General features: G+C 69.0%; 3 protein-coding genes and 1 pseudogene. 3 read left to right on the top strand and 1 reads right to left on the bottom strand.

Translation table 11 applies throughout. The features are described from left to right. A pseudogene (locus tag Ari01nite_RS49225) lies at positions 1 to 220 on the top strand (RCC1 domain-containing protein); the annotation flags it as partial. A gap of 659 nt (positions 221 to 879) precedes the next feature. Here Ari01nite_RS49225 and Ari01nite_RS49230 read toward each other — a convergent pair. After that, a complete protein-coding gene (locus Ari01nite_RS49230) occupies positions 880 to 1,842 on the bottom strand; it encodes a glycoside hydrolase family 6 protein (RefSeq protein WP_203791650.1) in 963 nt (320 codons plus the stop codon). 204 nt (positions 1,843 to 2,046) lie between these two features. Here Ari01nite_RS49230 and Ari01nite_RS49235 point away from each other — a divergent pair, with 204 nt between their 5' ends. Together Ari01nite_RS49235 and Ari01nite_RS49240 are read left to right on the top strand one after the other, a co-directional pair. Then, entirely contained in the window at positions 2,047 to 3,060 is a 1,014-nt protein-coding gene (locus tag Ari01nite_RS49235) for a LacI family DNA-binding transcriptional regulator (protein ID WP_203791651.1), read from the top strand. 179 nt (positions 3,061 to 3,239) lie between these two features. Further along, positions 3,240 to 3,444 (top strand): cellulose binding domain-containing protein (locus Ari01nite_RS49240; RefSeq protein WP_203791652.1); only part of this gene is annotated, 205 nt, incomplete at its 3' end.

Below are 3,444 nucleotides of genomic sequence, written 5' to 3' on the forward strand. Positions count from 1 at the left end.
GGCCGGTGGCGTAGGCGACGGCACCACCACCAACCGCACCACACCGACCCGGGTCGGCACCGCCGCCACCTGGACCGGCCACGTCGCGACCGGCTACCACACCTGCGCCCTGCCCGCCGACGGCGCCGTGTGGTGCTGGGGCAACAACGCCAGTGGGCAGCTGGGCGACGGCACCACGACCGGACGGACGACGCCGGCACAGGTGGCAGTGCCGAGCTGACGTTCTCCCGGGACGGCCGGGACTCGCGATGCGCGCGGGTCCCGGCCGGTCAGCTCCGGCCGCCGCGCGTCAGTCCGAGCGGCAGGTCGGCGGCAGATGCTGTGCACCGCCATCCTGGCAAGGAGGCGATCACCCACCCGATCACCACCCGATCACCCACCCGATCACCCCGATCACCCACCCGCAGGCACGTCCGCCGGGATAAAAGCCGCATTGGTCCCTATTGGATAGCGCCGTGTGTAGATCTTGGTGAGTTCCTGTTCGCCCGAGGTCTTCTGCATGGTGCGGCGGTGTCGCGATATCAAGTCCCGCCCGGCCAAACGGCGCTCGCCCAGGCGTTTTGCAGCAAGCATCCACCCTGGCCGGCTCCCGCGATGCGATGTTGTCGATCTGCTGTTCGGGGATAGTTCGGGGATGACAGCCGATCTCCAAGATCTGGCTGGGCGATCCATCCGTGCCACGTAAAGCAGTAATTATCGGATTTGTGCCGATGGGCTACCGCTTTGCCAGACGGCCCGGCCAGGGCGGGGCAGGCCGAGGCGGGGCAGGCCGAGGCGGGGCAGGCCGAGGCAGGGCAAGGCCGAGGCAGGGCAAGGCCAAGGCAGGGCAGGGCGGCGTCGCCCGCGGACCCGGCTCGGCGGGTCCGCGGGCGGGCGTGCTCAGTATCCGTAGATCATCTTGTAGGCGACCTCGGGCAGGAACTGGCCGGCCGAGGAGCCGCCGCCGACGCCGCAGTTGCCGTCGGACTCGCCCGGGGTCTTGAGCCACAGCAGCATCTCGGCGCCACCGCCGGTCTGGGTCGGCGTGCCGATCTTGCGGCCGGCCGGATTGCACCACTCGCCGTTGGAGCCCTTGCCGTTGCGGCTGGTGTCGATCACGAACGGCTTGTTGTGGCCGTAGTTGCGCAGGCTGGCCGCGACGTTGTTGCCGTAGTTGGTGTTCTCGCCGGTGGTGAAGTAGTTGGACACGTTGAGCGAGAAGCCGTGCGCGTTGCCGATGCCGGCCATGTTGAGGCGCTCGGCCATGGTCTGGGCGGCGACCCAGCCGGGATTGCCGGCGTCGAGGTAGGCCCAGGTGTTGGGTGCCTTGGACCGGAACTGGCCGGCGGCGCGCGAGAGCATGCCGACCCGGTCGTTGATCTGTGCCTGGCTCATGCAGCTGAAGTCGCCCAGCGAGTCCGGCTCGAGGACGACCACGGCGGGCCGGTTGCCGATCGCCGAGGCAAAAGCAGAGATCCAGGAGTCGTACGCGGCGACGCTGCCGGCGCCCCCACCGGAGTGCCCGCCGCAGGCGTCCCGGCCCGGGATGTTGTAGGCGACCAGGAGCGGGAGCTTGTCGGCAGCATCGGCGGCGCCGACGTACGAACCGACCGCGGACCCGATGTCACCGCTCCAGTTGCCGAACCAGCTGGCCATCGGCTTCTGCGCGATCTCGGACCGGATGGCCGCGGCCCGTCCGTCGCCGGGATTCGCGGCGGCCCAGGAGGCCGGGCTGGAGTTCGGGTTCACGTAGAACCCGCTGGTCTGGCTGATCGGATCGGCGTGCGCGGCCGACGAGGCGAACACGATCGCCGGTATCGCCAGCGTCAGCGCGGCGGACACCGTCAGCAGGGATCTTTTCATCGTGGGGCTCCTAGAGGGGGAGAAAACTGGAAGCGCTCCCAGCGACACTCATACATGGAGGTCGATCTGATGCTGGGCATGTGCCGGGAATATGTCAAGGGCAGCGAGCGTGACTCCGAGCGGTTGGTGAAAGAAACTGGGACCGCTTCCAGTCGACGTTCCGGACCGTCGACGGGCTGCGGACCGGCCGTTACGATCACCGGAATGGCGGCATCGGCACCCCGGCGGCAACCCACCCTCGACGAGGTGGCCGAGCGTGCCGGCGTGTCCCGGTCCGCGGCGTCCCGGGTCATCAACAACGCGCCGCACGTCAGCCGCGCCACCCGCGACGCGGTCGAGCGGGCCGTCAAGGACCTGGGCTACCTGCCCAACCGCACGGCCCGGGCGCTGGCCACCCGACAGACCGGAATCGTCGCCCTCGCCGTTTCGCACGACGATCCCGAGTTGTTCGCCGATCCGTTCTTCGCGCAGGTCATCGTGGGTGTGTCCGCGGCTCTCGAGGAGACCGACCTGCACCTGCTGCTGTGCCTGGCCAGTTCCGGCCGGGGCCGGTCCCGGCTCACCAACCTGCTGAACACCCGCGGCGTCGACGGCATCATGCTGATGGCGCTGCGCGGGGACGATCCGCTCACCCACATCGTGCGGAAATCCGGCCTACCGGCGGTGTACGGCGGCCGGCCCCTGCACTTCGAGCCGCAGTGGTACGTCGACTCGGACAACGTGGGCGGGGCGCGGCTCGCCACCGAGCATCTCGTCGGCCTCGGCCGGACCCGGATCGTCACGATCACCGGACAGCAGGGCACCGAGGTCGGCGAGGCTCGGCACCGCGGCTACCGCGAGGCCATGGTGATGGCCGGCCTGACCCCGTACGGCGAGGCGGCGGGCGATTTCACCGAGGCCAGCGGTGCCGCGGCGATGACCGCCCTGCTCGACCGGCACCCGGATCTCGATGCCGTGTTCGCGGCCAGCGACAACATGGCGGCCGGTGCGCTGCGCGTGCTGCGTGAGGCCGGCCGGTCGGTGCCGGCGGAGGTGGCCGTGGTGGGCTTCGACAACCTGGGCATCGCCGGCCGGACCACCCCGCCGTTGACCACGGTCCATCAGCCGATCCAGGCGCTGGGCCGGGAGATGACCCGGCTGCTGCTCGGACTGATCGCGGGCGAGGACCGGACCTCCATCATTCTGCCGACCCGGTTGGTACTTCGCGAATCCGCCTAGTAAAAAGCCGGAAATTGCGCACTGAAAAAGTGTTACGAACTGCCGTTCGCCCATTGTCGCGATGAGTTATTGAGGGTTTGGGAGCGCTCCCGTAGCATGTCTGAAACGGCCGGTAACGCTCACCAAACAATGTCCCCTGTGAATGCGTTGGCCGCCATCCCCCTCAGGAGAATGGCTTTATGTCCAGATTCAGAGCGACCAATGTCGCCCTGGTGTCGGCCGGTGTCGCGGTGCTCGCGGCGACGACAGTTGTGGTGGCGCTGCCGGCTGCCGCGGCCGCGGGCTGTTCGGTGAACTACACCGTGGCGTCGCAGTGGCAGGGCGGTTTCGGTGCCAGCGTGACCATCACCAATCTCGGCGACCCGCTGAGCGGTTGGACGCTGG

Origin of the sequence: Paractinoplanes rishiriensis, assembly GCF_016862375.1 — a bacterium.
GTDB lineage: Bacteria > Actinomycetota > Actinomycetes > Mycobacteriales > Micromonosporaceae > Actinoplanes > Actinoplanes rishiriensis.

What these genes read in the sequence shown, in the direction of transcription:
- Ari01nite_RS49235 (WP_203791651.1), top strand. Translation starts at nt 2,047, where the DNA reads ATGGCGGCATCGGCACCCCGGCGGCAACCCACCCTCGACGAGGTGGCC.
- Ari01nite_RS49230 (WP_203791650.1), bottom strand. Translation starts at nt 1,842, where the DNA reads ATGAAAAGATCCCTGCTGACGGTGTCCGCCGCGCTGACGCTGGCGATA.